The organism is Camelimonas fluminis, assembly GCF_014656355.1.
In the GTDB taxonomy this organism is placed as follows: Bacteria; Pseudomonadota; Alphaproteobacteria; order Rhizobiales; family Beijerinckiaceae; genus Camelimonas; species Camelimonas fluminis.
Map to the genome: position 1 here is coordinate 139,648 of NZ_BNCG01000004.1, position 24,528 is coordinate 164,175.

Annotated in this window: 21 protein-coding genes; 14 read left to right on the top strand and 7 right to left on the bottom strand. The window is 66.0% G+C overall.

Annotation, left to right across the window (positions count from 1 at the left end):
• Window positions 1-59: 59 nt before the first annotated feature.
• The 6 genes from alr to rpsF all read right to left on the bottom strand — a co-directional run bounded on the left by alr (window position 60) and on the right by rpsF (window position 5,654).
• Window positions 60-1,232, bottom strand: coding sequence for an alanine racemase (alr, locus tag IE243_RS07665; protein ID WP_191318768.1), 1,173 nt, complete (start codon window positions 1,230-1,232; stop codon window positions 60-62).
• A 109-nt stretch (window positions 1,233-1,341) separates the two neighbouring features.
• Window positions 1,342-2,832: a replicative DNA helicase gene (locus tag IE243_RS07670; RefSeq protein ID WP_191318769.1), complete on the bottom strand. Its 1,491-nt coding sequence runs from the start codon at window positions 2,830-2,832 to the stop codon at window positions 1,342-1,344.
• Window positions 2,833-3,141: 309 nt separating this feature from the next.
• Window positions 3,142-3,708 (bottom strand): 50S ribosomal protein L9, encoded by a 567-nt coding sequence (rplI, locus tag IE243_RS07675; protein WP_191318770.1) that lies wholly within the window; start codon window positions 3,706-3,708, stop codon window positions 3,142-3,144.
• Window positions 3,709-3,741: 33 nt separating this feature from the next.
• Window positions 3,742-4,713, bottom strand: coding sequence for a DUF2232 domain-containing protein (locus IE243_RS07680; RefSeq protein WP_191318771.1), 972 nt, complete (start codon window positions 4,711-4,713; stop codon window positions 3,742-3,744).
• 237 nt (window positions 4,714-4,950) lie between these two features.
• Window positions 4,951-5,187, bottom strand: a complete 237-nt coding sequence (gene rpsR / locus IE243_RS07685; RefSeq protein WP_191318772.1) for a 30S ribosomal protein S18 — start codon at window positions 5,185-5,187, stop codon at window positions 4,951-4,953.
• Between the two features lie 2 nt (window positions 5,188-5,189).
• Entirely contained in the window at window positions 5,190-5,654 is a 465-nt protein-coding gene (gene rpsF / locus IE243_RS07690) for a 30S ribosomal protein S6 (protein WP_191318773.1), read from the bottom strand.
• A gap of 464 nt (window positions 5,655-6,118) precedes the next feature.
• Between rpsF and IE243_RS07695 the strand changes: the two genes are divergently transcribed.
• Window positions 6,119-7,363 carry a GGDEF domain-containing protein gene (locus IE243_RS07695; protein WP_191318774.1) on the top strand — a complete coding sequence of 415 codons (1,245 nt, stop codon included), beginning with the start codon at window positions 6,119-6,121 and terminating at the stop codon, window positions 7,361-7,363.
• 360 nt (window positions 7,364-7,723) lie between these two features.
• Here the strand turns inward: IE243_RS07695 and IE243_RS07700 are convergent, their stop codons facing one another.
• Window positions 7,724-8,419 carry a dienelactone hydrolase family protein gene (locus IE243_RS07700; RefSeq protein WP_244642955.1) on the bottom strand — a complete coding sequence of 232 codons (696 nt, stop codon included), beginning with the start codon at window positions 8,417-8,419 and terminating at the stop codon, window positions 7,724-7,726.
• A gap of 644 nt (window positions 8,420-9,063) precedes the next feature.
• Here IE243_RS07700 and IE243_RS07705 point away from each other — a divergent pair.
• The 13 genes from IE243_RS07705 to IE243_RS07765 all read left to right on the top strand — a co-directional run bounded on the left by IE243_RS07705 (window position 9,064) and on the right by IE243_RS07765 (window position 24,517).
• Entirely contained in the window at window positions 9,064-9,834 is a 771-nt protein-coding gene (locus IE243_RS07705; protein WP_191318775.1) for a pyridoxine 5'-phosphate synthase, read from the top strand.
• Window positions 9,835-10,674: 840 nt separating this feature from the next.
• Entirely contained in the window at window positions 10,675-11,367 is a 693-nt protein-coding gene (locus tag IE243_RS07710; protein WP_191318896.1) for an MIP family channel protein, read from the top strand.
• A gap of 339 nt (window positions 11,368-11,706) precedes the next feature.
• On the top strand, window positions 11,707-12,129 hold the full coding sequence (gene acpS, locus IE243_RS07715) for a holo-ACP synthase (protein ID WP_191318776.1): 423 nt from the start codon (window positions 11,707-11,709) through the stop codon (window positions 12,127-12,129).
• A gap of 501 nt (window positions 12,130-12,630) precedes the next feature.
• Window positions 12,631-13,401, top strand: coding sequence for a signal peptidase I (gene lepB, locus IE243_RS07720; RefSeq protein WP_191318777.1), 771 nt, complete (start codon window positions 12,631-12,633; stop codon window positions 13,399-13,401).
• A 1-nt stretch (window position 13,402) separates the two neighbouring features.
• Complete coding sequence (rnc, locus tag IE243_RS07725) at window positions 13,403-14,095, top strand: ribonuclease III (protein ID WP_191318778.1); 693 nt, start codon at window positions 13,403-13,405, stop codon at window positions 14,093-14,095.
• Window positions 14,096-14,107: 12 nt separating this feature from the next.
• The gene (era, locus tag IE243_RS07730) at window positions 14,108-15,061 is read left to right on the top strand and encodes a GTPase Era (RefSeq protein ID WP_191318779.1); all 954 of its coding nucleotides are present in this window, start codon (window positions 14,108-14,110) and stop codon (window positions 15,059-15,061) included.
• Between the two features lie 234 nt (window positions 15,062-15,295).
• Window positions 15,296-16,036 carry a DNA repair protein RecO gene (gene recO, locus IE243_RS07735; protein WP_191318780.1) on the top strand — a complete coding sequence of 247 codons (741 nt, stop codon included), beginning with the start codon at window positions 15,296-15,298 and terminating at the stop codon, window positions 16,034-16,036.
• Between the two features lie 485 nt (window positions 16,037-16,521).
• The gene (locus IE243_RS07740; RefSeq protein WP_191318781.1) at window positions 16,522-17,820 is read left to right on the top strand and encodes an MFS transporter; all 1,299 of its coding nucleotides are present in this window, start codon (window positions 16,522-16,524) and stop codon (window positions 17,818-17,820) included.
• Between the two features lie 206 nt (window positions 17,821-18,026).
• A complete protein-coding gene (parC, locus tag IE243_RS07745) occupies window positions 18,027-20,270 on the top strand; it encodes a DNA topoisomerase IV subunit A (RefSeq protein ID WP_191318782.1) in 2,244 nt (747 codons plus the stop codon).
• 366 nt (window positions 20,271-20,636) lie between these two features.
• Complete coding sequence (locus IE243_RS07750) at window positions 20,637-20,987, top strand: VOC family protein (protein ID WP_191318783.1); 351 nt, start codon at window positions 20,637-20,639, stop codon at window positions 20,985-20,987.
• A gap of 271 nt (window positions 20,988-21,258) precedes the next feature.
• Window positions 21,259-22,107 carry an enoyl-CoA hydratase gene (locus IE243_RS07755; RefSeq protein WP_191318784.1) on the top strand — a complete coding sequence of 283 codons (849 nt, stop codon included), beginning with the start codon at window positions 21,259-21,261 and terminating at the stop codon, window positions 22,105-22,107.
• 2 nt (window positions 22,108-22,109) lie between these two features.
• Window positions 22,110-23,258, top strand: a complete 1,149-nt coding sequence (locus IE243_RS07760; RefSeq protein ID WP_191318785.1) for an acyl-CoA dehydrogenase family protein — start codon at window positions 22,110-22,112, stop codon at window positions 23,256-23,258.
• A 65-nt stretch (window positions 23,259-23,323) separates the two neighbouring features.
• A complete protein-coding gene (locus tag IE243_RS07765; RefSeq protein WP_191318786.1) occupies window positions 23,324-24,517 on the top strand; it encodes an acyl-CoA dehydrogenase family protein in 1,194 nt (397 codons plus the stop codon).
• Window positions 24,518-24,528: the final 11 nt, after the last annotated feature.

Genomic DNA, 24,528 nt, shown 5'->3' on the forward strand with positions numbered 1-24,528 from the left:
GTGAGAGAAAAATCGCGCCGGATCAGTCGCATGGCTGGCGTTGCTGAATCAGATCCTGATCATGCAGCTCCAACGTAGTGACGCGCATAGCGCTGGCCAAGACTGGTCAGCGTCTCATAGCCAATCGTGCCGCAGCGCGCCGCGACCTCGTCCACATTGAGCCCGTCGCCGATCAGTGTGACCATGTCGCCGGCCTGCACCGCGTCACGCGGTACGCCTGTAACGTCCACCGCCAGCAGATCCATCGAGATATTGCCGGCGAACGGGCACAGCACGCCGGCGACCAGCGCCGCGCCGCCCGTATGCGGCCGCGTGTGGGTCTGCGGCGCGCCCGTATTGCGGACGCTGGCGCTGCGGAGCACGCCATCGGCGTAGCCCGCCGACAGGGTGGCGATGCGCCGCTGGCCGCTGGCGCGCCAGCGGGCGTTGTAACCGACCGTGTCGTCTGGCGCGATGTCCCGCAACTGGAGGATGCGCGCCTCAAGCCGGACCACAGGGCGCATGGGATTGGGGCGGGCAGGGTGGAGGTTTGGCGTCGGATTGCCGCCATACAGCCCGTAGCCGGGTCGCGTCAGATCGAAATGCGGAGCTTGCGGCAGCCATATGCCGGAGGAGTTGGCGAGGGATTTGCGCACCCCGGGAAACAGCGCCGACAGCTCGGTGAAACGCGCGATCTGGCGATCGTTGAGCGAATTGTCCGGCTCCTCGGAAGCAACGAAATGGCTCATGACCAGAGAGATCTGGCCAACGCCCTGAGCCGCCGCCCCGGCCGCTTCCCGGGCGGTCAGGCCCAAACGCTCCATCCCCGTGTCGATGTGCAGCGCCGCTGGCGCGTCGCCCGCTTCGCGCCGCCATTCGGCCAGTTCATGCAGGGAGCCGAGAACGGGTTGCACGCCGGCCGACGCCAGACGACGCCCCGCGCCGGGCGGCAGGCCATTGAGAACATAAACGGTCGCATCCGGCGCGGCGGCCCTCGCCAGGAACGCCTCATGCGGATGGGCGACGAAAAACGTGCGGCAGCCAGCGGCCCGCAACGCCTTCACGGCGGGGCCCTGGCCGGTTCCATAGGCGTTGGCCTTGACGACGGCGCTGCATTCCGCCGCGCCCGAGGCGGCGCGCATGGTCCGCCAATTGTCGCAAAGCGCCCCGAGATCGACTGTCAGCACGCCGCCGGCAAGATCGGCGCTGATCGGATCCGGCGCGATATCGCCGGCTTTGACTGGGTCCAGCATGGAACTCCTTTGGCGCCAGTCGCGGCTGAAACTCTCCGCGATGCGGCGCGCTGCAGTAATGTTTTCAGTATGGAGTGGCGAAACGGCCAATTTCAGTATTGCCCGGGCGTCAGTATTGCTCGGGTAAATGATCGACCTGGGCGAGGTTGGAGAAGCGGGTGATTTCCGCCTCAAAGGCCAGTTGCACCGTGCCGGTGGGGCCGTGACGCTGCTTGCCGATGATGACTTCGGCCTTGCCGTGGGCCTGGTCCATCTCCCCCTGCCATTTGAAATGCTCTTCGGATCCCGGCTTCGGCTCCTTCATTTTCAGATAATATTCATCGCGGTACACAAACAGCACCACGTCGGCGTCCTGCTCGATCGAGCCTGACTCACGCAGGTCCGACAGCTGCGGCCGCTTGTCGTCCCGGCTTTCCACCTGACGCGACAGCTGCGACAGGGCGATGATCGGCACCTGCAGCTCCTTGGCCAGCGCCTTCATGCCAGTGGTGATCTCGGTCATCTCCTGCACGCGGTTGTCGCCTTTCTTGGACGAGCCCGTGAGCAGTTGCAGATAGTCGACAATCAGCAGATCAAGGCCGCGTTGGCGCTTCAGCCGGCGCGCCCGCGCCGTGAGCTGGGCGATGGAGATGCCGCCGGTCTGGTCGATGTACAACGGCAGGCTCTGCATTTCCCGCGCCGCGTCGGCGATGCGGATGAATTCGTCTTCCTGGAGATCGCCGCGCCGGATCTTGTAGGAGGCCACGCCGGACTGCTCGGCGATGATGCGGTTGGCGAGCTGCTCCGCCGACATTTCCAGCGAGAAGAAGCCGACGACGCCGCCGTTCACCGATTCCAGCACGCCGTCCTGACGCCGCTCCGCTTTCCACGCCTTGGCGACGTTGAAGGCGATATTGGTGACCAGCGAGGTTTTGCCCATGGCCGGGCGTCCGGCCAGGATGATGAGGTCGGAGCGTTGCAGGCCGCCCATCTTCTGGTCGAGATCGGTGAGGCCGCAGGAAATGCCCGAGAGCTTGCCGGCGCGCTTGAAGGCGGCGGCGGCCATGTCGATGGCTTCGGTCAGGGCGTTGCCGAAAGGCATGAAGCCGCCGTCATACCGGCCAGTTTCCGCCAGCGCGTACAGCTTGCGCTCCGCTTCCTCGATCTGGTCGCGGGGCGCGGCTTCGACGGGAGCGTCATAGGCCAGATTGACCATGTCGCTGCCCACGGCGATCAGCTCGCGGCGGATCGCCAGATCGTAGATGGCGCGGCCATAGTGCTCGGCGTTGATGATGGTCGTCGCCTCGGCGGCGAGTCGCGCCATGTACTGGGCGATGGTCATCTCGCCGATGTCGAGGCCCTGAAGAAAGGTCTTCATGGTGATCGGCGTGGCGATCTTGCCGGCGCGGATCAGCTGCGAGGCGACCTCATAGATGCGCCGGTGCGCCTCGATATGAAAATGCGGCGCGTTGAGAAAATCCGAGACGCGATAATAGGCGTCATTGTTGATCATGATGGCGCCGAGCAGCGCCATCTCCGCTTCCAGATTGTGCGGAGCAACGCGATGGCTGGCTTCGGCGGTGGCTTCAACGCGGGTGGCGAGCGCATTTGCAGGCGACATGTCAGACCGGACCATTAACCATGACGGGGAGCCAGAGTCTCTTTTAGCACGGCCAGGCGCCATGGGGGGAAGTTTCAGCCTCGCGTCACCCTCCGGGGGCCAGGCCCAGGGTGTCAGCGGTGGAGGGCGATGTCAGGAGAACGCTGCAACATCAGCTGCTTGCGTCCCGGCATTGAATCAGTATGGCGGCGTTTCCCACACCGATCCACAAGGCCGGTCCGAAATTTGAATGGCGTCGGGACACGTGTCGTCGCCAACAAAAAAGGCGCCCCTTGGGGCGCCTTTCGTATGCGTGCCGGGGGACCGGGATCAGAGTTCGACGTCGTCGCCGGCTTCGGCGAGGGCGGCGCCCACTTCCAGGCCCAGGTCGTCGAGGCTGGTTTCCTCGCGGACGATGGCGTCCTCGCCGCGAGCCTGGCGCTCGGCTTCCTCGGGGCTGCGAGCGATGTTGATGGTGACGCTGACCTCGACTTCCGGGTGCAGGTGCACGGCGACCTCATGCAGGCCGAGGTTCTTCAGCGGCGCGTCGAGGCCGATCTGCTGGCGGGCCACGGTGAAGCCGCCCCCGGTCAGCGCCTCGGCGACGTCGCGCGAGGAAACCGAACCGTACAGCACGCCGGTTTCGCCAGCCTGGCGGATCAGCACGAAAGCCTGGCCGTTGAGGGTCTCGCCGACCTTCTCGGCCTCGCCGCGACGCTCCAGGTTGCGGGCCTCAAGCTGGGCGCGCTGCTCTTCGAAGCGGGCCAGGTTGCCCTTGGTGGCGCGGAGCGCCTTGCCCTGCGGCAGGAGGAAGTTGCGGGCGAAGCCGTCCTTGACGCGGACGGTCTCGCCCATCTGGCCGAGCTTGGCGACGCGCTCGAGAAGAATGACCTGCATGATGTTGCTCCAGTTGAATGGTGAGCCTGAAAATCAGGCGTCGTTTGCGGGTGGGGGGGCCGCGCCTGCCTTCCGGAAGGCGCGCACAAGGGAATCCAGAACGCCGCCAAGCGAGAGCACGGGCAGAATCCAGACGAAAAACGGAATCATCAGCGCATAGAGCAGCGCCAGGATGAACGGACGCGCCGCCTTGCCGCGCAGGGCCGTGTGCAGGGCGGCGAGGCATTGCAGGGCGAAGGCCGCGCCCAGCGCTCCGGTGAGGGCCAGACCGGTGAATCCGGGGAAGCCCGGGGCCAATGTCGCCAGCAGCACCGCCACCGCCAGCGCGCCGACGGACCAGAATGGCATCCGGGTTTCCGCCACCGCGGGCCACGGCCGCGCCAACCGCCCGGAGGCGGCGACAATGCGGCCGGCCAGCCAGAGGTTGAGCGTTAGCATGGGGACGAAAGAACCGGCGGTCAGCAACGGCGCGGCCGCGATCAGCGTGTTGATCAGATCGTCGCGGGTCACGCCTTCGGGGAGCGTCGGGCTGCCCTGGCTGGCGTCGAACAGCGCGCCAAAGGCGCCGCGCATCGCCTGCTCATAGGCGGCGTAGCTGCCGCCAACGGCGATGGCGCCCAGCAGCGCCACCAGCGTGGCGATCCCGGCCAGCCACAACAGGACCTTGCCCAGCGGATACCATTCGGCGCGCCCTGCAGCGTCGGTGCGGCCCAGCATCACCAGATAGCCGATCCACCAGGCGGGAAGGGCCAGGCCAAGGCCATAGGCCAGACCGGCCTTAAGGTTGAAGCCGGAGCCGAAACCGAAGACCAGGCCACAGGCGATGGCGCCGGCGAAAGCGGCGGCGAGCCCGGCGGCGTGACGCCAGCCGATGGTTACAATGAAGATTGGCAGGGGCGTCAGGTACGACAGCAGCATGGCGGCCGGCGATCCCGAGATCACCACCGCGAACAGCAGGGCGGACGCCAGTCCGGCTCCAATGCCTGTCAGAAGCTGCGCGTACATGTCGTGCTGTCCCACTGCTCCGGGTCCGGCCCGGCAGGGTTAGGAGACGTCCCGGCGTCCCCAACAATACCGGCGGCCATATGGCTCCGGCGACGGTGAATGAGATCAGGCGGCGGCCTGTCGTCCGGCTTCCCGGAAAAGCCATCCCGGCTCCTGATCATCGACAGGAGCCGGGACGGGCATTTGGTCATCAGCCGTGAAGCTGGCCTCTGGCCAGCCCCATGGCGAAGGCAATCCTTAGCGGATCACGTAAGGCAGCAGGCCGAGGAAGCGGGCGCGCTTGATCGCCTGGGCGAGCTCGCGCTGCTTCTTGGCCGAAACAGCGGTGATGCGCGAAGGAACGATCTTGCCGCGCTCGGAGATGTAGCGCGACAGCAGACGCGTGTCCTTGAAATCAATCTTCGGCGCGTTCGGGCCCGAGAACGGGCAGGTCTTGCGACGGCGGAAGAACGGACGACGGGGAGCAGCGGCCATGATCAGTTCTCCTCGCTGGAAGCAGTCGCCGGAGCGTCGGCGTCGCGGTTGCGCTCACGGCGGGGGCCGCGCTCGCGGTCGCCAAAGCGGTTGCCGCCGCCAAAGCCGCCGCGCTCGCCGTCACGATCACGACGGTCGTCGCGGTCGCGCTTCTGCATCATGGCGGACGGGCCTTCCTCGTGCGCTTCGACGCGGATGGTCATGAAGCGGAGGATGTCCTCGCTGATGCCCATCTGACGCTCCATCTCGGCCACCGCGGCGTGCGGGGCGTCAATGTTCATGAGCGTGAAATGCGCCTTGCGATTCTTCTTGATGCGATAGGCGAGGGACTTGACGCCCCACGGCTCCACCTTGCGGATAGCGCCGCCGGCGGTCTCGATCACACCCTTGTACTGCTCGACCAGCGCTTCAACCTGCGCAGCGCTGATGTCCTGGCGCGCCAGGAAGATATGTTCATAAAGCGGCATAAACCGGGCCTCTTCTTTCAAATTCCGCATCGCCCGGGCGCCAAGCCCTCCGAGCCTCGTTGTGCAAGGCCCGAAACATGGGATCGAAGGCGGAAACACGGGACATGGACCAACTGGTCCCCCAGGCGCTCCTTGTGACAGGAGCGCGCGGGCGTCCGTTCAGCTTCCGGCCAGGGCCGATGCGTGAAGCGGCCCAGTTATCCCATCCATCGTGAGAAGGCAAGCCGACAGGTTCAGGTCAGGCGGTCAGACGCACGCAATCTACGGTTGTAAATGTCTGGATTTTGGGCGCTGTGTCGGACAAGGGGACGGATGAAGGTCAAAACTGCCGGCAGTTCGGCGCATATTGGTCAAATTGGGCATCAGGTAAGGGCAGTCTGGTCGGTTTTCTGGTTTTTCTGTTTGAGGATGTGTGGTAACACATTGGTGAACCTGGAGACATGGTTTGCATTCAGGGGATCCCCGTGGGGTTGCAATTCACCACCATCATCAGTGTCAGCGCGGTGATTGCCTGCACGCAAGGCGTGTTCCTGCTCGGGCTCTGGCTGATGGACCGGCGCGTCGTCACGCTGATGTGGTGGGCCGCTGCGTTCGGGGCCATGACGGTTGGGGGCTCCCTGGCCATCTGGCGCGCGTTTGACGGCCCATGGCTGGCGGGGGCGGGCGGCGGCGCTGTCGCAATTTTCGCTTTTGGTCTTGTCTGGCAGGCCACGCGGGCCTTTGAGGGGCGTTCGTCTGTCTGGGCCGTGGCTGCCGGCGTCGCCCTGTTGTGGTTTGGCGGCGCGGTGACCATTGGCGACGACGCCGAGGCGCAGGTGCTGGTGGCGTCGGTGGTGACGCTGTTCGCATTCTTCCTGCTGCTGGCGCTACGTGAGATCTGGCGTGGACGCAGGGAGGCGCTGCCCTCGCGCAAACCCCTCGCCATAGCGCTTGGGGCCGCCACGCTTTGTATTCTGCTCGAGATTTTTGCGGGGTTGAGTTCAGGAGGCGGGCATGCATCGGACGCTTCCCTGCCGATCGGCGTATGGCTGACGCTGGCGGCGACCATCGCGGTTTCAACCGCCGCCGCGCTGGCCCTCGGCATGACGCGCGAGCGGCAGCAGCGGGCCCGCGACGTGCTTTCCGCGCTCGATCCGCAGACCGGCGCCCTGAATCTGGGTGCGTTTCTCGGACAGGCGGCCCGGCTGGTCTCGGCGCAGCTCAAGGTGCGGGCGCCAGTTACGTTCGTGGCTGTGCAACTGGACCAGGCCAGCGAGGGCGGCGGCATCGAAGGGCGGGTTCGCGCGGTTCACGACCGACTCATTGCCCTCTCGCGCGTCACCGACATTGTCGCCCGGATCAGGCCCGGGGCGTTTGCCGTGCTGATGCCGAACATCGAGCCGGATGAGGCGTTGCCGCTGATCCAGCGTGTGCTGCGCGAAAGCATGAACACCGGCAGCCATATGGTCGCCGCAAAATGGGACGCCCTGCGCGCTCGCGTCAGCATTGTGAGCTCGTCCGAGGTTGGGCATGACCTGCGGGCGATGATCCTGGCGGCGGAAGGGACGATGGAGGAAACGCGTTTCGCGACCTCTGACGCATACGCCATCTACCGCGCTTCCCGGCAGGAGCCCGGGCGGCGCTCCGTCGTGGATGGCGTCGCTCGTCCGGGATCGCCCGGCGGTCCGCGCGAGCTTGATGCCTGGCCAGCCAACGTGGTTCTGGACTGACTGCTCTCAGGCGCGGGATCCCTGATCATCCGGGGCGTCGCGCGGCGAAACCCTGCAACGCCGCATGGTCTGGAGCGGGATGCGGTTTCGCCCCCATCAAACGGTATGACGCCGCTCTCCGGATCTGGCGCACTGTCCCGACGGAAACAGTTGTCTACCCGTCGTCAGGCGATCGGCGGCGGGTCCGTGCATGGGGGAGCGTATTCGCTGGAGCATTGTCGGGAAAAGGGGAGCCCGCTTTTCGCGGAGGAAATGCTTCAACCTAAAGAGATGAAGCGTTTTATGTGAACGGGTTGTCACCGGAAATGCTCCAGGTCTGCGGCGCCGTTTCGGGCTCCGCACAATCCGGTCGCCCGGGCGTCAGGCGTCGTCCGCCAGTTGTTTGTCGAGGAACGCCAGGGTGCGTTGCAGGGCCAGTTGCGCCGCGGCCTCGTCATAGCTGGCGCGCGCTTCGCAATTGAAGCCGTGATCGGCCGGATAGATCCTGATGTTGACCAGATGGGCGTAGCGGGTTTGCAGCGGCAACACCCGGTCGACCTGAATATGGGCGTCCCGCTCGCCAAAGTGGCCAAGAACCGGGCACTGCGGGGTGAGATCGCCAAGGTTGTCGACGCCGCCGCCATAGTACATCACGGCCGCCGAGAGATCGTTCGCCGCATTGGCCGCCCGCCACGCCAGTTGCCCGCCCCAGCAGTAGCCGACAACCGCGACCTTGCCTGCCCAGGCGGCGTCATCAATGGCGGCCTGGATGTCATTCATTGTCCCGGCCAGCTCACATTGGCCGCGTAATTCCAGCCCCTTTTGCATGTCGGCGGGGGAATAGCCGAGTTCTGTTCCCGGAGCGACGCGATCATACAGGGCGGGGGCGATAGCCAGATAGCCGGCGCGGGCATAGGTGTCGGCGACCTTGCGGATGTGGGGATTGACCCCAAAAATCTCCTGAAGGATGACAACGCCGCCGCGCGGCTCACCCCGTGGTTCGACCCTGTAGGCGGAAAATATAAACCCGTCCGCCGCTTCAAGAGTGACGACCATCCCTTCGGGCGCGCTGTTCATGCTGCCTTCTCCATCTTCCCGGTCGCTTTCCTCCCATCCGGCGCGTTGATCCGGATGGCTTCCCTGGAGCGGTTTCCCCGCTTTGAGCGCATTCTGATCGACCAGACGTTCCGTCTGCCCGGGAAGCGCTCTGGCGTTGTCTCCCCGGCGCCCAGGCTCCCGTGTCGTGACGGGGAGCAGGGGAGACGGAGACGCCATATAAAAGCGAAGGGGCCGGTGACGGCGCCGCGCCCCCGGAGACGCAGACCGGGCGCCGCTGATTCATCAGGCCGGCTCGCTTCGCATTTCAGCCAGACTGGGGCAGATCAGGGCCGGACGGCAACCCGATTCTTGTCCAGCGGCCGGTTTCAGCGCTGTCCGACGCGGACGCGCGCGCACGATGCGCACATTGCGGACGCGCCCGTCCGCCAGCGCCCGTGACAAATGTGCGCCTGTTCCGCCGGGAGGACGTTGCGCGCGTCGCGGGATTTTGTGCAAAACCGGTGGGCCGATGCGTTTCGCGATGCTGGCCTGGGCCGTGCTTCCCACTGGGCGACAAGCCAGGGTTGTTGACCGCAAGCGGAGCCGGCGTCGTTTTTGCCAGCCGGCGGTTCCCGTCAGGGCTGAGGATGGTGTGGGAGATGAGAATGGATCGGGCGGCCCCCATGGCCAGCGCGCGCGCGACGGCGCCGCGTCTGGGCGTAAACATCGATCATGTGGCCACGGTGCGCAACGCGCGCGGCGGCGGCGCGCCCGATCCGGTTCGCGCCGCGCATCTGGCGGTCGCGGCGGGAGCGGACGGGATCACCGCGCATTTGCGCGAGGACAGGCGGCATATCCGGGACGGCGATATTGCGCGGCTGAAGCAGGAACTGACAGTCCCGCTCAACTTCGAGGCGGGAGCGACCCGCGAGATGGTGGACATCGCCCTGCGGGTGCAGCCGCACGCCATCTGCCTTGTGCCGGAGCGGCGCGAGGAACGCACCACCGAGGGGGGGCTGGACATCATCGGACGCCAGAACGAACTGCGTCCGATGATCGCTGAACTGTCGGCCGCCGGCATCCGCGTGTCCCTGTTCGTGGAGGCGGAGCCAGCGGTGATGCGCATGGCGGCGGAGCTTGGCGCGCCGGTGGTGGAACTGCATACGGGCGCATATTGCGAGCGTCATGATGAGGGCGCCGCCGAAGCCGCGCAGGCGGAGCTGCAGCGCATCAGGATCGCCGCGGCGCTTGGGCGCGATCTCGGCCTCGAGATACATGCCGGCCATGGCCTCAATTTCGATTCCGTTGTTCCGGTGGCGCGCATCCCGGAGATCATCGAATTCAACATCGGCCATTTTCTCGTTGGCGAGGCCATCTTCACTGGCCTGGAAGCTGCTGTCGCGCACATGCGCGCCGTGATCCTGGCTGCGCGCGCCGGGCAGGACGCGGCCTGAACCGACGCTTGCCCGATCCGGCTCCGGCGACAGCAGTTCTCCGGGCCGGCGGGCGGGCATCGAATCCATAAATTAAATTATGAAATCAATCGGTTGGCATGCGGCCTTCAGGGTTCCGGCACTCGCTCCGCCGTTCCGTCACCGCGGGATGCAACTGTCGGAAGCGGACCACTGGAGCAATCCGGCGGGTTGTGGCAGGCGGAGTCGCGGCGTCTGGCCGACGCATCAGTTGCATCAATGCTTTCACGGGCGCCGCATCCGCGCTTGCCATGCGTCTGGGGCGTGGCCCCGGCCCCCGACATGTTGGCGGCTTGCTCCGGAGCGTTGGCCGGGGCGGCGGGGATGCGTTGATCCGGGTTGTTTGACGTCAGCTCTGTTGTTTTCGTAAGGCATTGATATTTTTGAATTAATTATCTGATGGAAGGGCCCCGCAGGCGTTGCGCCACATTGCGGAAGCTTGAGTTTCACAAATTCCCATTTGGAATTATTGCGCAAATAACCGTTCTCAAAAGTTTGATATCTCACAAGAGTTGAATCGGTTACAAAGGTCAGCGTTACTGAAAATCGTCGCCATTATCATTCCGGCGGGGGTTTTTTGCTAGCTGCGCCTTGGCGCATCCGGAAAATGCGGTCAGGCGTGACTGTCTGGCGGCGTCGTCACGAGCAGCCTTGCCGGGGCCCACCGACCCACGCCGCGATTTTCCCGACCTTGCCGGGGCTGTTGCTGCGTGGGCGTGGCGTTTCTGGAGGGGTGGGAAGGCCTTGGCCGCAGTATTTGGGCGGCAACGGCGGGTCTGCGGCCTGCGTGGCCGCTTGCGTGGGAGTAGTCCGATGGATGGCGTGAACAAGTATATCGCCGAAGCATATGGTACAGCGTTGCTTGTTTTCTTCGGTTGCGGCGCGGTGGTGCTCGCCACGGGAACAGGCGCCGGCACGGCGATGAGCCTGCTGGGCATCGCCTTCGCGTTTGGCATCGGCCTGATGGTGGCCGCCTATTCGATTGGCGGAATTTCCGGGTGTCACATCAATCCGGCGGTGACGCTGGGCTTCCTCAGCGCCGGCCGCATCGGCGTTGGCGATGCCATTGGATACATGATCGGGCAGGTTGTTGGCGCCATCATCGGCGCAGCGGTTCTTTACCTCATCCTGTCGGACAAGGTCGGCGGATATAACGTCGCCACGTCCGGCCTCGGCCAGAATGGCTGGGGCGAGGGGTATGGCGCGGGCTATGGCCTCACCGCGGCGGCGCTCGTGGAGGTTCTGATCACCTTCATCTTTGTCTATCTGATCCTCCAGGTGACGAAGCCGGCCGCCAACGCGGCCATCGCCGGCCTGGCGATTGGCCTCACCCTGTTTGTCATCCATGTCGTGTTCATCAATGTCACGGGCGTGTCGGTGAACCCGGCCCGCAGTCTCGCCCCAGCCCTTTTCGTTGGCGGCAAGGCGTTGTCCCAGGTCTGGCTGTTCATCGTCGCGCCGCTTGTCGGCGGCCTGATCGCCGGCGTGGTTTCCAGGGCTGGTCCGAACCCCTGAGCCATGCTCCTGTCTCCGGGCGGCGGTGCGCCGCCCGGCAAGGACAGGCCGCAGCGATTGTCGCTGTCGCCCGCGCGACAGGATTCAGCGAGGCGTCCCTACCCGGCGAGGTTGAGGGCGCTGTCGCCGTTTGTCTTGGTTCTGATCCGCTTATGCCGTAACTGGATGGAAACGGCCGGATTGCGTCAATGCCCGCAGGACTGATCCGTGGGGCGCTGACGGGATCCGGGCGGCGGCGGCGCGCCCGAGCTTGCGGATGCATCAGCCTTGCCGCCGCCAGCTTCCCGCAGCCTGTGTCGGTTGACCAGGCGCCGGGCCGCCGTTGGAAGAGGGAACAGGATGATCGTCGGCATTGGCTCTGATCTTTGCGACATCAATCGCATACAAAGATCTCTTGACCGGTTCGGCGACCGGTTCACCCACCGCATCTTCACGGAAGGCGAGCGGGCGAAAAGCGACCGTCGCGCCACGCGGGCCGCATCTTACGCCAGGCGTTTCGCGGCCAAGGAAGCTTGCTCCAAGGCGTTGGGCACGGGTCTCAGGCTTGGCGTCTTCTGGCGCGACATGGAAGTGGTGAACATGCCGGGCGGCCGGCCCACCATGCGCCTTTCCGGGGGCGCCCTCGCGCGACTGAAAACCATGATTCCGGCGGGCATGGAGCCTGTCATCCACGTCTCGCTGACCGACGATCCGCCCATGGCCCAGGCGTTCGTCATCATCGAGGCGCTGCCGCCTGCGCCGCCCCGGCAGGATCAGGCCTGAATGGCCGGATTGAGGGGGCGGCCGGTCCTGGGCGCCCGCAGCAAGACATCAGCAAGACAAACGCTCGCCGCCTTGCAATCATGGCCCCGCTCGCGCCGCAATCGGGGATAATAGAACCGTTGCAGGCCCTTGAAAGCGCGTTGCCGGACATCGCGGGCCGAATCCGGATATTGCTGGAAGCACCCTGGCTGTTTTGGCGCGGTCATTGGTCATCGCGTCTGCGGCGGGCGACCGCCGGCGCGATTGGGCCAGGGGGCGGCCAGTATCGGGCGGGGCCCGATTGAGCCAGGCGACGCCCGATTGAGCCAGGCGGCGCCTTGGAGTATCCATGGCGCGCGGCGGCGGCCAGCCTGCGCCATAAAAGAGCATGTTGCGGTTGCACGGAGCCGGAAATGGACGTCGTGCAACCGCAACATGCCCGAACGCCAGCCCCCGGGGCCGGCGCTTTGTCTGAAACCCATATCGCCGGTCAGGCCGTGACCGGCTACGGAAGGCCGGTGCATGGCGCGGACGGATGTTGAAAACAGGGAGAAGCCGTCGAAAGACGGCGGCCTTTACGAAACAGTCAAGGTCATTATCCAGGCGCTGCTTATTGCGGTGGTTGTGCGGACCCTGCTGTTCCAGCCGTTCAACATTCCCTCGGGCTCGCTGATTCCGACGCTGTTGATCGGCGACTACCTGTTCGTGTCGAAGTACTCCTACGGCTACTCAAGGTACTCCATCCCCTTCAGCCCGCCAGTGTTCAACGGTCGCGTCCTTGCCTCGGAGCCGAAACGCGGCGACGTGGCCGTGTTCAAGCTGCCGAAGGACAACGCCACCGATTACATCAAGCGCGTCATCGGCCTGCCGGGCGACCGCATCCAGATGCGCGACGGGCGGCTGTACATCAACGACCAGATGGTCGAACGCCAGCGCATTGAGGATTTCGTCACCACCGATTCCTGGGGGCGCCAGGTTCCGGTGCCGCAATATATCGAAACCTTGCCCGGCGGCGTGAAGCACCGGGTGATCGAGCGCGACGGCGACAAGGGCTACTGGGACAACACCTATGTTTACACGGTGCCCGCCGGCCACTTCTTCATGATGGGCGACAACCGCGACAATTCCACCGACAGCCGCGACGAGTCGAGCGTTGGCTATGTGCCGTTTGAGAATTTCATCGGCCGCGCCGAACTGATCTTCTTCTCGGTGAAGGAGGATTCCGCCGCCTGGCAGTTCTGGAAGTGGCCGTGGAGCGTGCGCTGGGATCGCATGTTCACCAGGGTCAGATAACATGGCCGCGCGCAAGCCATCCCTCGCGAAGCTGGAGGCCGCCGTTGGCCACGACTTCACCGACCGTTCGCTCCTTGAGCGCGCGCTGACCCATGTGAGCGGCGCCGATGACCGCATCGGCTCCTACCAGCGGCTGGAATTCCTGGGCGACCGGGTGCTGGGCCTGGTAGTGGCGGAGATGCTGTTCCGCGCTTTCCCGGCGGCGGAGGAGGGCGAATTGTCCCGCCGCCTGGCCGAACTGGTGCGCCGCGAAACCTGCACCGATGTGGCGCGCGCCTGGGATGTGCCGCCGCACCTGCGCCTCGCCGCCGGCGGCGCCTTTCCGCGCGCCCGCCAGAACGTCTCGCTGCTGGCGGATGTTTGCGAGGCCATTGTTGGCGCGGTGTATCTCGATGGCGGGCACGCCGCCGCCGCCGCCGTGGTGCGCGCCGCCTTCGAGCCGCGCATGCACGCGCCGCAACGGCCGCTGCGCGACGCCAAGACAACCCTGCAGGAGTGGGCTCACGCCCGCGGCCTGCCCAATCCCGGCTACGAACTGGTGGAGACGACCGGACCTGACCACGCGCCGGTCTTCACGATTTCCACCCAGGTCCAGGGCTTTGAGCCCTGTCTCGGCAAGGGCGCCTCCAAGCGGGCCGCCGAGCAGGACGCCGCCGGCCAGTTTCTCGCGCGCGAAGGCGCCGATCCGACATGAACAAGGGCACACATGACTGACGAAACCACTCCGCCGGCTCCGGGCGCCGGCGACGGCCAGGACGAGGCCCTGCAGACGCGCTGCGGGTTCATCGCTCTGATCGGCGCGCCCAACGCGGGCAAGTCGACCCTGCTCAACGCCCTTGTCGGCGCCAAGGTGTCGATCATCTCGCGCAAGGTGCAGACCACCCGCGTACTGGTGCGCGGCATCGCCATTCATGGCGACAGCCAGATGATCTTCGTTGACACCCCTGGCATCTTCCGCCCCAAGCGCCGGCTTGACCGGGCCATGGTCACCACCGCCTGGGGCGGCGCCGGCGACGCCGACGTCGTCTGCCTGCTGGTCGACGCCCGCAAGGGCATTGACGAGGAAGTGGAGGCGGTGCTGGAGCGGCTTGCCGACGTGCGCAAGCCCAAGGTGCTGATTCTCAACAAGATCGACCTGATCCAGCGCGAGCGGCTGCTGGCGCTCGCCGCGGCGGTGAACGGGAAGGGCGAATTCCAGCGCACCTTCATGATCTCCGCCATGAAGGGCGATGGCGTCGAGGATCTCAAGACATGGCTGGCCGAGCGCATGCCGGTCGATCACTGGCATTATCCCGAGGACCAGATCGCCGACGCGCCGCTGCGTCAGCTGGCGGCCGAGATCACGCGCGAAAAGCTGTTTGATCGCCTGCACGATGAACTGCCCTATGCCTCCACGGTGGAAACCGACACCTGGACGCAACAGCGCGATGGCTCGGTGCGCATCGAGCAGACCATCTTCGTCGAGCGTGAAAGCCAGCGCAGCATTGTGCTGGGCAAGGGCGGCCAGACCATCAAGGCCATCGGCTCGGCGGCCCGCGTCGACATCGCCGAGGCGGCCGACGCGAAGGTGCATCTGTTCCTGTTCGTCAAGGTGCGCGAGAACTGGGGCGATGATCCGGCCCGCTATCGCGAGATGGGGCTGGAGTTCCCGCGCAACTGAGTCTTGCTGCCTCAGCGCCTCATGGTAGGGCTGGGCCTTGCGTGAAGTCGGCCCAGGGGGGGCGGGGCAGTCTGCAAGGGCGCCCTGACGCCCCCAGGATTGTGGTGACCGGGGGCCTGAACCGGCCACCCATGAAAGCGCTGCGCCTGCGTATGTCCGTCGCCAGGCGCGCCGATGCCGCAACCGGCTCCGGGATCTTGCGTTCCGCCGCCCAACCCCGCCCGTGGAGAGGTCATGGAATGGGCTGACGAAGGCGTGGTGCTTGGGGCGCGCCGTCTTGGTGAAAGCAGCGTTATTCTCGAAGTCATGACCCGCGCCCATGGCCGTCACGCCGGCGTGGTGCGCGGCGGTCGCTCGGGACGGATGCGCCCGGTGCTCCAGCCTGGCAATTCGGTATCCCTGGTGTGGCGGGCCCGCATCGAGGAGCAACTGGGCATGTTCGCCGTGGAGGGCGGCCAGTTGCGGGCGGCGCGCTACATGGGCTCGGCCCTGGCGCTCAACCTGCTCGGCGCGGCGGTGGCGCTGACGCGCCTGTTGCCGGAGCGCGATCCCCACGCGGACGTGCATGATGCTCTGGCCCTGCTCGCCGATCACGTGGCTGACGATGCGGTTGGCCCGGGCCTGCTGGCCCTGTTCGAACTGTCATTGCTCGCCGAGCTGGGCTTCGGCCTTGATCTGTCGCGCTGCGCCGCGACCGGCGTGACGGATGATCTGAAATATGTTTCGCCGAAGTCCGGCTGCGCCGTTTCGGTTGCCGCTGGCGAGCCCTGGAAAGACCGGCTGCTGCCGTTGCCGCCGTTTCTCTCCGGCGCGCTGGAAACGGCTCCGTCGCCGCGAGACGTGCTCGACGCCCTGCGCGTCACCGGCTTTTTCCTGACCCGCAATGTCTATGGGCCGCGCGGCATGCCGGCCCCCGACGGGCGCGAACGCGTCATCTCCATTTTGCAGCGTATGACTGACGTCCAGGCCCCATAAGGTTCGCCAACGAGGTTGGCGCATTGATCCTGGAGCGTTGCGCGGACTTCGCGGGCGGACGCGTCGGCGTCCGCATCGTTGCTGTCCGCGCGGTCTTGCGAGGGCGCTCATGCCCCTTGAGGGGCGGCGAGCTGCGCCAGGTCGTGAAGGTGCCGGGACGTTCACGATCGCCAAAACGCAATTCCATATGACAAAATTCCCTGCACCGCGCCGCGTGGGCCTGACAAAAACCAACGAGCCGCGTTCATCAGACAACGTCTGGATCGCCGGGCTGCCGAAACCTCCTGGACGGCCGTCGCCCAGGGCGTGGCCAAGGCTGTCGTCAAAGGCGCCGGCCAGATGCAACCCAGGGGCGCGCTGGCGCGGCTGGCGGCGCGACGCATTCAAAAGCAGGATGCGGATATCGCGTAAGGTCAGGAGATGGCATCCGGTTTCAGGACGCATCTGGCGCCCGCGTGACGCCTGAATTCTCCGGAGCCCGACCCATGTCCGCCCTGCCCACCGTCGCCAACGCGGACCAGAACGATGCGGACCTGAGCCGGGCGCGGCCTGCCGAAAACACCCCGGACGCCGAAGTCAGCGAATTTCGCGCTGGCTGGCCGGCGGTGCTGGCCTGCTTCGCCATGGCCATCTTCGTCTGGGGTTTCGGTTTCTACGGTCAGCCGGTCTATCTGGCCGAGTTGCAGCGCGCCAATGGCTGGTCGACGGCGCTGGTTTCGGCCTCGATCACCTTTTATTACGTCTTTGGCGCCGCCTGCCTGCTTTGGGTCAGCGCCCTGTTTTCGCGGGTCGATCTGCGAATACTGCTTTGCGGCGGCGTCTGCGTCATGGCGCTCGGCGCGATTGGCGTGGCCAACGCCCGCCATCCGGTTATGCTGTTCGCGTGCAGCGCGGTGCTGGGCATCGGTTGGGCGGCCACCAGCTCCACGGCCATTTCCACCGCGCTGGCCCGCTGGTTCGACCGCAAGCGCGGCCTCGCCATCAGCCTGGCGCTCAATGGCGCCAGTCTCGCCGGCGTCTTCGTCGCGCCGTTGCTGGTCAGGCTCAGCGCCGTCTATGGCCTCGCGGCCAGCGTCACCGGGCTCAGCCTCGTCATGCTGGCGATGCTGCTGCCGTTGCTGATCTTCGGGCTTGCCAGCCGCGCGCCGGTTCCGGATGGCGAAACCCATGCGGTCGCCAGCGGCTCTGGTCGCGCGCCGGATGGCCCCGCCAACTGGCGCGACGCCATGCGCTCCCTGCATTTCTGGAGCATCGCCGTTCCGTTCGCCCTGGGCTTTGGCGCCCAGGTCGGCTTCCTGATGCATCAGGTCGCCCTGCTGCTGCCGGCTCTGGGGGCGGAGCAGACCGCGGTGGCGTTGATGGCCGGCTCCTTCGCCGCCTTCGCCGGGCGGGTCGCCCTTGGCTTCGTCATCGACCGGGTCAATCAACGCCTGACGACAGCGCTGAGCATCGGCAGTCAGGCGCTGGCGCTGGTCGCCATCATCATCTGGCCGCGCAGTCCGCAGGTGCTGTTTCCGGCGGTCATCGTATTTGGCCTGTCCGTCGGCAATCTGATCACCCTGCCGGCAACCATCATCCAGCATGAGTTTCCCGCCCGCGCCTTCAGCCTGATCATGGGCATGACGGTGGCGACCGGGCAGTTCTTCTATGCCTTCTTCCCGGCGATTGTCGGCGTCGTGCATGATCTGACGGGCGGCTATGGCGCGCCGCTGGCGCTGTGCGTCGCGCTGCAGATCATCGCGGCGGTGTTGCTGCTGCGCCCACCCCGACGGGATAACGGTTGAGCGGGGCCGGAAGGCCCATGTAAATGCTTGCGTTCAGCAGGTTTGTTCGCTACCCGTTCTCATGTCCGCGGGCGGCTGTTCCAGCATTTGCCTGACCGTCGATCACGCGCGCATTTTTTGCCACAGGGCAGGCCCGCCGCGCTGGTTTCAGGTCGTGATGACAGTTCGCCATCGGCGCCGGTCTGCGGCGTGTTCCGGGGGAGGGTATGGGCAAAGAGGTCGGGACGCCGCCGGACGGCGGCATTGAGAATGTCGAGCTGCGCGAAGCGCTGGAGCAGCGCTATCTCGACTATGCCCTCTCGACCATCATGCATCGCGCCCTGCCGGACGCGCGCGATGGCCTGAAGCCCGTCCATCGCCGCATTCTCTACGGCATGCGCCTGCTGCGGCTCGACCCGGGCTCGCCATTCAAGAAATCCGCCAAGGTCGTCGGCGACGTGATGGGTTCATTCCATCCGCACGGCGACCAGGCCATTTATGACGCCATGGTGCGTCTCGCCCAGGACTTCGCCTCGCGTTATCCGCTGGTGGAGGGACAGGGCAACTTCGGCAATATCGATGGCGACGGCCCGGCCGCTCACCGTTACACCGAAGCGCGCATGACCGAGGTGGCGCGGCTGCTGCTTCAGGATATCGACAACGACACCGTCGATTTCCGGCCCAATTACGACGGCTCCACGTCCGAGCCGGCGGTGCTGCCGTCGGCCTTTCCAAATCTGCTGGCCAATGGTTCGCAAGGCATCGCCGTTGGCATGGCCACGTCGATTCCACCCCACAACGTCGCCGAACTGTGCGAGGCGGCGCTGTATCTGGTCACGCATCCTGACGCGACGTCGGAGCAGTTGCTCAACTTCGTCCAGGGGCCGGATTTTCCCACGGGCGGCATTATCGTCGAGCCGCGCGTCAATATTCTCGACGCCTACCGCAGCGGTCGCGGCGGTTTTCGCGTGCGCGCCCGTTGGGAGAAGGAAGACGCGGGTCGCGGCGGCTGGGTCGCCGTGGTCACGGAAATTCCCTACCTCGTGCCCAAGGCGCGGCTGATCGAGAAGATCGCCGACCTGTTGCAGGAAAAGAAGCTGCCGCTGGTCGCCGACGTGCGCGATGAATCGGCCGAGGACGTGCGCATCGTCTTCGAGCCGCGCTCCCGCACCGTTGATCCGGAACTGATGATGGAATCGCTGTACCGGCTCACCGAGCTGGAAAGCCGCGTTCCGTTGAACCTGAACGTTCTGACCGCGGGCCGGGTGCCGCGCGTGCTCGGGCTTGCGGAAGTCTTGCGCGAGTGGGTGGATCACCGCCGCGACGTGCTGCAGCGCGGCTCGCGCCATCGTCTCGGCGTCATCGGCCGGCGCCTCGAAATCCTCGGCGGCCTGCTGATTGTCTATCTCGATCTGGATGAGGTGATCCGCATCATCCGTGAGGAGGACGAGGCGAAGCCGGCGCTGATGAAGCGTTTCGATCTCACCGAGATCCAGGCCAACGCCATTCTCGACACCCGCCTGCGCGCCCTGCGCAAGCTGGAGGAGATGCAACTGCGCACCGAGCAGGCGGCGTTGCAGAAAGAGGAAGCCGAGCTGAATGCCCTGCTCGGCTCGGAAGCCGCCCAGTGGAAGAAGGTGTCCACGGAAATTCGCGGCCTGCGCAAGCTTTTCGGGCCGGAGACGCCGCTGGGCAAACGCCGCACCAGCTTCGCCGACGCGCCGGCCGCCGGCGCCATTGATCTGACCGAGGCCATGGTCGAGCGCGAGCCGGTCACCGTGGTCGTCTCGGCCAAGGGGTGGATTCGCGCCCTCAAGGGCCACGTCGCGGACGTGTCTGGTTTGCAGTTCAAGGGCGACGACAGCCTGGCGCTGTCGTTCCATGCCGAAACCACCTCGCGCATCCTGCTGGCGGACAGCACGGGCCGCGTCTTTACGATCGAGGCCGCGAAGCTGCCAGGCGGACGCGGCGTTGGCGATCCGCTGCGCATCCTGATCGACATGGATGAGAACGCCAGCGTGATTGCCGCCTGGCCCTGGCGTCAGGGTGAGAAGATGCTGCTGATGTCCAGCGAGGGGCGTGGTTTCGTCGCCAGTTCCGACGACATGGTCGCCAACACCCGCAAGGGCAAGCAGATCATGGTGATGGACGCGCCGCACAAACTGGCGGTGTGCGCGCCGGTCGCCGGCGATCATCTCGCCATCATCGGCCAGAACCGCAAGCTGCTCGTGTTCCCGCTGATCCAGGCCCCGGAAATGACGCGCGGCAAGGGCGTGCGGTTGCAGAAATACCGCGACGGCGGCGCAGCGGACGCCAAGACCTTCAACGTGACCGATGGCCTGACCTGGAAGGACACGTCCGGCCGCACCTGGACGGTGAATGAAACCGATCTGCGCGACTGGGTCGGCAACCGCGCCGAAGCAGGCCGGCTGCCGCCCAAGGGGTTCCCGCGTAACAATCGCTTCGGTTAAGGGCGTCCGCCGGGCCGCTGGCGCATGGCCTGGCCGGACAGTCAGCGCCGGTCATGGCCGGGTCTGTTCCGGTCATCCACCAAGGGCGCGCCGGGGCGATGGCTGGGGCGGTTTCGCGACCCGGAAAAATCCGTTCATGTCGCGATGGAATTCGGCCTGGCCAATCTGACGTGAAGCATTTTTCCTGATCCGGAGCGGGACGCTTCGCCGGCAAGCGCTCCTTGCGGGTCAGGCGCGCCGCTCCTGTTATGCGCGCGCCTGATGCTGGCTCGCCCATGGTTTGCGGGATATGCGCCGCCGTCTCTCCGGCAAGCCCAAGCAGCAGCCCTAGGATGGTTCCAGGCGGGTGTTGTTGGGGGCAGGGCGATGACAGTCAGGCGGATTGTGGCGAACATCGCAGCCGGGCATCCGGGGCGCGCCCGGGTATTCTACGGCGATGTGCTCGATATGGACGTGGCGATGGACCATGGCTGGATCATCACCTTCGTCAGCACGGCGGCGGCTCCGGCTCAGGTCAGCATCGCCAGCGAGGGCGGCGGCGGCCTGCCAGTTCCGGATCTGTCGATCGAGGTTGACAATCTGGATGAGGTGATGGCTCGCCTGGCCAAAGCGGGCTTTGTCCTGGAGTACGGCCCGGCGGTTGAGCCGTGGGGCGTGCGCCGGCTGTTTGTCCGCGATCCGTCCGGCCGGCTGGTCAACATCCTCTCCCACATCTGATTTGCCACGGCGCGGCGGCCATGATCGCCTGGCTCTGGACGCGCCCCCAATCTTGAACTAGCGTTTGATAGATCATGGGGCGTCCGCCGCATCAGGCCGCGCCCTCCAGGAAAGTTACCGGGATCGGGAGGCGCGCTGCATTGCGGCGCATATCGTCGTTCCCGCAGTATGACGTCGCGCAACCCGCTCCTTCACGTGGGATCGGGGACAATCAAAAATCCAGGGCAAGGCTCCGCTGCTGTCGGTCGACTTTTGCCTGAGGGAGGAAGCAATGGCGGAATATGAAACCGTGCTGGTCGAACGGTCGGCTGAAGGCGTGGCCCGCATCGTCATGAACCGGCCGGACGCCCGGAACGCCCAGAACCTGCAGATGACCTATGACCTCAACGCCGCCTTCGACGCGGCCGCCGCCGACGACGCGGTGAAGGTCATTGTCCTGGCGGGCTCCGATCCGCATTTTTCCGCCGGTCACGACCTGCGCGCGGGCGCGAAGAATGCGGCCGGCGTCGATTTCCCGCCGGTGTTCAACTGGGGTGGTTTCGCCGAGCCTGGGGTGCATGGCCTTTATGCCCGTGAGCAGGAAATTTACCTGCAGATGACCCGTCGCTGGCGCAACATTTCCAAGCCGACCATCGCCGAGGTCCAGGGGCGCTGCATCGCCGGCGGGCTGATGCTGGCCTGGGCCTGCGACCTGATCGTCGCCAGCGAGGATGCGTCGTTCTGCGACCCGGTGGTGACCATGGGCGTCTGCGGTCACGAGTGGTTCGTGCACCCGTGGGAGCTGGGCGCCCGCAAGGCCAAGGAATTCCTGTTCACCTCCGATGCATGGAGCGCTCAGGAAGGCTACCGGCTGGGCATGGTCAATCACGTCACGCCGCGCGAGGCCCTGCGCGACTTCACCACGCAACTGGCGCAACGCATCGCCGCCAAGCCGACCTTCGCCCTGAAGCTGGCCAAGGAGGCGGTCAATGGTTCGCTCGACATCATGGGCCAGCAGGCGGCGATCGACAAAGCCTATGCCCTGCACCAGCTCTGTCACGCCCACAATCTCCAGCAGTTTGGTTCAATCGTAGACCCGTCCGGCGTGCATGGATCGGTCAAGGGAAAGGCGTCTGTCTGACCATGGATCTCACCCCCACCGAAGAGCAGCGCCTGCTGCGTGAAAGCGCCGGGCGTTTCGTCCGCGCCCAGTATAACGCCGACGCCCGCCGCAAACGCGCGGAAGCCGGCGAAGGCTTTTCCGCCGCCACCTGGCGGGAGTTCGCCGATCTGGGCTGGCTCGCCCTGCCATTGCCGGAGGCGCACGGCGGCCTGGGCGGCGGCGCCGTTGAAGTCGGCATGCTGATGGAAGCCTTCGGCGAGGGTCTTGTCGATTCGCCTTACGTCTCGACAGTGATCCTCGGCGCCGGCGCTGTCGCGGCGGCGGGGTCGTCGGCCCAGCAGGCCGATCTGCTGCCGAAGGTGGCGGAAGGCGCGCTGCGCATCGCCTTCGCGCACAGCGAGCGCCAGGCCCGCTACAACCTGGCTGACGTGGCGACCCATGCGGTGAAGGATGCTGACGGCTGGGTGCTCGACGGCGCCAAGACAGCCGTGCTCGACGCCGATGAGGCGGACCTGCTCATTGTCTCCGCCCGCATCCATGGCAACCGCGCCGATGCGAAAGGCATTGGCCTGTTCATCGCGCCGCGCGATGCGGAGGGGCTGACCCTGACGACGGATCTGCGTCTTGGCGGCGGCAAGGTCGCGCAGGTGGGGCTCGCCGGCGTGCGTCTCGGCGCCGACGCGCTGCTCGGGGGTCTTGAAGATGCGCTGCCGGTGATCGAAGCGGTGACCGACCACGCCGCCGCGGCGCTGTGCGGCGAGGCCGTGGGCATGATGCAGACGCTGGTGGAGACCACCGCCGCCTACATCAAGACGCGCGAGCAGTTCGGCAAGCCGCTGTCGGTCAATCAGGCGCTGCGCCATCGCATGGCCGACATGGCCGTGGCGGTGGAGGAGGCGCGCTCGCTGGCCCTGCGCGCCGCACTGTTCGCCGACGCCGAGCCCGTTGACCGCGCCCGCGCCGTCTCCGGCGCCAAGGCGAAGATCGGCCGCGGCGCGCGCTTCGTCGCCGAGCAGGCCGTGCAGTTGCATGGCGGCATGGGCGTTACCGAGGAGCTGGAGATCGGCGCTTTCCTCAAGCGCGTGGTGTTCTTCGACGCCATGTTCGGCGGCGTCGATCATCATCTGAAGCGCCACGCGGCTCTCAGCGCCGCCGGACGCGCCGCCTGAAGTGTTTTTCGCGCTGCGCCATTCCCTTTTTCCGGGGGCGGCGAGGCGACAGGAGTTGAACTCCCATGAATTTCTCGTTCTCTGATGAGGAAAAGGCCTTCCGCGAGGAAGTTCGCGAATTCCTCGCTTCCGCGCTGACGCCCGACATGAAGCGGGCCCAGGGCCTGACGCCGTCCGTATTCTCCGACAAGGAGATTTCCGACCCGTGGCACCGCGCCCTGGCGTCGAAAGGCTGGGCGGCGCCAGGCTGGCCGCCGGAGGCTGGCGGTCCGACCTGGACGCCGGCGCAGCGCTGGATTTTCGCCACCGAGTGCGCGAAGGCTGGCGCGCCCAGCGTGTCGCCCATGGGCGTCGCCATGGTTGGCCCGGTCATCATCAGGTTTGGCACGCCGGAGCAGAAGGCGAAGTACCTGCCGCGCATCCTCAATTGCGAGGACTACTGGTGCCAGGGCTACTCCGAGCCAGGCTCCGGCTCCGATCTGGCCTCGCTGAAGACCCGCGCCGTGCGTGATGGCGATCACTACGTCATCAACGGCACCAAGATCTGGACCACGCACGCCCACCACGCCAACATGATGTTCGCTCTGGTGCGCACGGACGACACCGGCCGCAAGCAGGAGGGCATCAGCTTCATCCTGATCGACATGACGTCGCCGGGCATCACCATCCGTCCGATCCTGACCATCGGCGGCGACCACGAGGTCAACCAGGTCTTCTTCGACGACGTGCGCGTGCCGGTGGAGAACCGCATCGGCGAGGAAGGGCTCGGCTGGACCTACGGCAAGTATCTGCTGGAGTTCGAGCGCGGCGGCGGCATCGCGGCGGCCCGCCTGCGGCGCGGCCTGCAGCATGTGATCGACATGGCGAACGGCGAGGCCCCTGGCCAGCCGATCGACGATCCGGCGCTGGCGCTGAAGATCTCGGAGATCGAGATCGATATCGACGCGCTGGAGCTGACCGAACTGCGGATCATGTCAGCGCTTCAGACCGGCCAGAACCCCGGAGCCGTCTCCTCGCTGCTGAAATTGCGCAACAGCGAGATCAAGCAGGCCATCACGCGCCTGGCCGTGGATGTCCTCGGCTATGACGCGCTGGTCTGGGAGCCGACCCGGCCGCTGTATGGCCTGAACCGGGCGACCCTGCCAGAGATCGAACTGCCGGTGGTGCCGGAGTATCTCAACAGCCGCGCCTTCACCATCTTCGGCGGCTCGTCCGAAGTGCAGCGCGACATCATCGCCAAGCTGATGGTGGGGCTGTAAACAGCGCCTGA

Bases quoted from the DNA above. Each gene is read 5' to 3' on its own strand.
- IE243_RS07760 (WP_191318785.1), top strand. From the start codon at position 22,110: ATGGATCTCACCCCCACCGAAGAGCAGCGCCTGCTGCGTGAAAGCGCC.
- rnc (WP_191318778.1), top strand. From the start codon at position 13,403: ATGGCCGCGCGCAAGCCATCCCTCGCGAAGCTGGAGGCCGCCGTTGGC.
- acpS (WP_191318776.1), top strand. From the start codon at position 11,707: ATGATCGTCGGCATTGGCTCTGATCTTTGCGACATCAATCGCATACAA.
- IE243_RS07765 (WP_191318786.1), top strand. From the start codon at position 23,324: ATGAATTTCTCGTTCTCTGATGAGGAAAAGGCCTTCCGCGAGGAAGTT.
- rpsF (WP_191318773.1), bottom strand. From the start codon at position 5,654: ATGCCGCTTTATGAACATATCTTCCTGGCGCGCCAGGACATCAGCGCT.
- rplI (WP_191318770.1), bottom strand. From the start codon at position 3,708: ATGCAGGTCATTCTTCTCGAGCGCGTCGCCAAGCTCGGCCAGATGGGC.
- IE243_RS07700 (WP_244642955.1), bottom strand. From the start codon at position 8,419: ATGAACAGCGCGCCCGAAGGGATGGTCGTCACTCTTGAAGCGGCGGAC.
- IE243_RS07680 (WP_191318771.1), bottom strand. From the start codon at position 4,713: ATGTACGCGCAGCTTCTGACAGGCATTGGAGCCGGACTGGCGTCCGCC.
- recO (WP_191318780.1), top strand. From the start codon at position 15,296: ATGGAATGGGCTGACGAAGGCGTGGTGCTTGGGGCGCGCCGTCTTGGT.
- IE243_RS07750 (WP_191318783.1), top strand. From the start codon at position 20,637: ATGACAGTCAGGCGGATTGTGGCGAACATCGCAGCCGGGCATCCGGGG.
- lepB (WP_191318777.1), top strand. From the start codon at position 12,631: ATGGCGCGGACGGATGTTGAAAACAGGGAGAAGCCGTCGAAAGACGGC.
- alr (WP_191318768.1), bottom strand. From the start codon at position 1,232: ATGCTGGACCCAGTCAAAGCCGGCGATATCGCGCCGGATCCGATCAGC.
- IE243_RS07740 (WP_191318781.1), top strand. From the start codon at position 16,522: ATGTCCGCCCTGCCCACCGTCGCCAACGCGGACCAGAACGATGCGGAC.
- IE243_RS07705 (WP_191318775.1), top strand. From the start codon at position 9,064: ATGGCCAGCGCGCGCGCGACGGCGCCGCGTCTGGGCGTAAACATCGAT.
- rpsR (WP_191318772.1), bottom strand. From the start codon at position 5,187: ATGGCCGCTGCTCCCCGTCGTCCGTTCTTCCGCCGTCGCAAGACCTGC.
- IE243_RS07670 (WP_191318769.1), bottom strand. From the start codon at position 2,832: ATGTCGCCTGCAAATGCGCTCGCCACCCGCGTTGAAGCCACCGCCGAA.
- parC (WP_191318782.1), top strand. From the start codon at position 18,027: ATGGGCAAAGAGGTCGGGACGCCGCCGGACGGCGGCATTGAGAATGTC.
- era (WP_191318779.1), top strand. From the start codon at position 14,108: ATGACTGACGAAACCACTCCGCCGGCTCCGGGCGCCGGCGACGGCCAG.
- IE243_RS07755 (WP_191318784.1), top strand. From the start codon at position 21,259: ATGGCGGAATATGAAACCGTGCTGGTCGAACGGTCGGCTGAAGGCGTG.